Raw genomic sequence first — 2,936 nt, forward strand, 5'->3', positions numbered from 1 at the left:
GGGTACGCCCAGCCGGCTCAGACGAGGCCGGCCTGGTGGGCCAGGACGGCGAGCTGGGCTCGGTCCCGCGCCGCCAGTTTCACCATCACCCGGCTCACGTGGGTGCGGGCCGTCGCCGGACTGATCACCAGTTGGGCGGCGATCTCGTCGTTGGACAGCCCGTGGCCGACGAGGCTCATCACCTCGCGTTCCCGCACGGTTAGCCCGCGCAGGTCCGGGGCGGCGACGGCGGCTGGCCGGCGGGCGAAGGCCTCGATGACGAGCCGGGTCACCGTCGGGGAGAGCAGGGACTCGCCCGCGGCGACGACCCGGATCGCCCGCAGCAGGTCGGCGGGCTCGGTGTCCTTGAGCACGAAGCCCGAGGCGCCGCCCCGCAACGCCTCGAAGACGTATTCGTCCAGCTCAAAGGTGGTGACCATGACGACCCGGGTGGCGGCCAGGCCGGGATCCTCGACGATCGTCCGCAGCGCCGCCAGCCCGTCGAGAACCGGCATGCGGATGTCGAGCAGCACGACGTCGGGTCGGGTGGCGCGGACGAGCTCGACCGCGGCCCGGCCGTCCTCGGCCTCGCCGACGAGCTCCAGATCGTCCTCGGTCTCGATGAGTACCCGCAGCCCGAGCCGCACCAGCGGCTGGTCGTCGGCCACCGCCACCCGGATCACGAGCGCGTCACCCGGCCGGGGAGCGTCCGGCCGCCGCCGGTGTGCACCGGAAGCTCGGCCCGGACCTGCCAACCGCCGGCCTGGACCGGTCCGGCGGTGAGGCTTCCGCCGAACTCCGCGGCCCGCTCCCGCAGCCCGGTGAGCCCGTGGCCGGTCGAGGTCGGCCAGCCGTGCGGCTCGCCGGGGAGCGGCGGGGGCGCGGCCGTGCCCGGCTGGTCGGTGACGTCGACGACGAGCCGGCCGCCGATGATCCCCATGGTGACGCGCACTCGTACTCCGTTCGGCTCCCCGTGCCGGAGCACGTTGGTCAGCGACTCCTGAATGATGCGGTAGGCCGCCAGATCGAGGTCCGCCGGCAGGCCCGTGAGATCCCGGGAGTCTCCCTGCGTGACGAGCTCGACGGGCACCCCGCAGAGCCGGACCTCGCGCAGCAGGCTCGGGAGTCGGCCGAGTCCCGTCAACGGGGTTCTGGGCGGCTCGTCATGCGCCTCGCGGGCCCTGCCGGTCCCCTCCGGGGTATCCGTCGAGGACGTGGCAGCGGCAGCAGCGGTGGTGGCAGCAGCAGCGGTGGCAGTGGTGGCATTGGCAGCGGCGGCGGTGACGTCGTCCGCGGCCGGGTCCGCCCGCCGGCCGGCCCGGGTGAGCGCCAGGGTGGCCCGCAGCTCGTCCAGCGCGTCGACGCTCGTCCGGCGGATGGCCTCCAGGGCCACCTGGGCCTGCTCGGGACGCCGGTCCAGCACATGCAGCGCCACCGCGGCCTGCAGGGAGATAATGGACAGGCTGTGGCCCACGACATCGTGAACCTCGCGAGCCATCCGCAGCCGTTCCTGTTCGATCCGGCGGCGGGTCGCCTCCTCCTTGGCCTGCGCAGAGGCGATGCGGTTGAGTCTGATCAGGGCGCCCACGAACGCGGGAACGGTGCAGGATGCGGCCGTCCCGATTATCGCGATGGCGAACTTCCAGCCGCCGTCGGCGTATCCCCGCAGCAGCGCGACGACCGAGCCGAGGAAGATCAGTAGAACGCAGACCCCCACGGCTCGGCTCGTCGTCCGCTGGTCGTGGCGCAGCCCGACCGCGAGCCCGGCCACGATCACGGGAAAGAACGCGGGGCCGCGCGGGTAGCCGGCGCCGAGGTAGCCGCCGAGGAGCAGGCTCGTGGCCACGAGCATGGCCAACGGGGCCCGGCGGCGCAGGGGGATGGCGGCGGCCAGCAGGGCGAGCAGCACGTAGGCGAAGGCATCCAACGGCCGGGAGGGGGGCACCTGGTCGGCACCCGCCTCCCCGGAACCGCGGAGCAACGCCGCCGCGGTGAATGCGGTGAACAGGACGTCACCGATCACCGGGAAGATGCCGCGCCTGGCCTCCATCTCTCCGACGGTAGCGAGCCGCCGTCGTGCCGACATCCGCCACTGGACGTATCCCGCGTACGGGCCGGGACGCAGCCGGGAGGAGGAAGCGCCCGGCCGGTGGTCGATCGGTTTCGACGTGTCCTTGTGGTGTCCTTGTTACGGGCTGTGTCCTTGTTACGGTTACGCTGCGGCCTAAGGGCTCACGACGGCCGGTGGCGGGGAGGTGCCAGGCGGGTGATCCTCGCGATCGAAGGCGTCGACGGCGCGGGCAAGAACACGCTAACCGGGCGGCTGGTCGCTCGCCTCACCGCCGCCGGCCGCAGCGTCGCGACGCTCGCCTATCCCCGCTATGCGACCGAGCCTCTCGGCCCGGCGGTGCGCGGCTTGCTGGCCGGCGATCCGCGGCTCGCGCCGCTCGCGGCCTCTCCCCGGGCGAGCGCGATGATGTTCGCGCTCGACCGGGCCAACTCCCGTCCCGAACTCGACGCCCTCGTCCGCACGCATGATCTGGTGATCATCGATCGTTACGTGGCGTCGAACGCGGCGTACGGCGCGGCGCGGCTGCCGGCCACCGAGCGGGAGAGCTTTCCCGCCTGGATCGCCGAGCTGGAACTCGGCGCGCTCGCGCTGCCGGTGCCCGATCTCCAGGTCCTGCTGCGGATCCCGGTGGGGACGGCGCGGGCGGGTACGCTCGCCCGCGCCGGGGCCGACCGAGGCCGGGCGCTGGACACCTTCGAGTCCGACGACGGGCTGCAGGAGCGGTGCGCGCGGATGTACGAGGAGTTGGCGGCCCGGAGCTGGGTCTCCCCGTGGCTGGTGGTGGACCGGGAGACCGGTGTCGACACGATCTGCGAACACCTCACCACCCGGTAGGGACGCTACGGGCAGTGAGACCATCCCGGATTTTCCGGATTTCTGGGTTATG

Annotated in this window: 3 protein-coding genes; 1 reads left to right on the forward strand and 2 read right to left on the reverse strand. The window is 72.9% G+C overall.

The window, feature by feature from the left end:
* Nucleotides 1–17: 17 nt before the first annotated feature.
* Together AC08OU_RS21370 and AC08OU_RS21375 are read right to left on the reverse strand one after the other, a co-directional pair.
* Nucleotides 18–662, reverse strand: coding sequence for a response regulator (locus AC08OU_RS21370; RefSeq protein WP_476601867.1), 645 nt, complete (start codon nucleotides 660–662; stop codon nucleotides 18–20).
* Nucleotides 659–2,029, reverse strand: a complete 1,371-nt coding sequence (locus AC08OU_RS21375; RefSeq protein WP_476601866.1) for a sensor histidine kinase — start codon at nucleotides 2,027–2,029, stop codon at nucleotides 659–661. Before AC08OU_RS21375 ends, AC08OU_RS21370 begins: the two co-directional genes overlap by 4 nt.
* Nucleotides 2,030–2,245: 216 nt before the next feature.
* On the opposite strand from AC08OU_RS21375, the gene AC08OU_RS21380 reads away from it, so the two are divergent.
* Nucleotides 2,246–2,884 carry a dTMP kinase gene (locus AC08OU_RS21380; RefSeq protein WP_476601865.1) on the forward strand — a complete coding sequence of 213 codons (639 nt, stop codon included), beginning with the start codon at nucleotides 2,246–2,248 and terminating at the stop codon, nucleotides 2,882–2,884.
* The last annotated feature ends 52 nt before the right edge of the window (nucleotides 2,885–2,936 follow it).

It is taken from the genome of Frankia sp. CcMO1, from assembly GCF_977945845.1.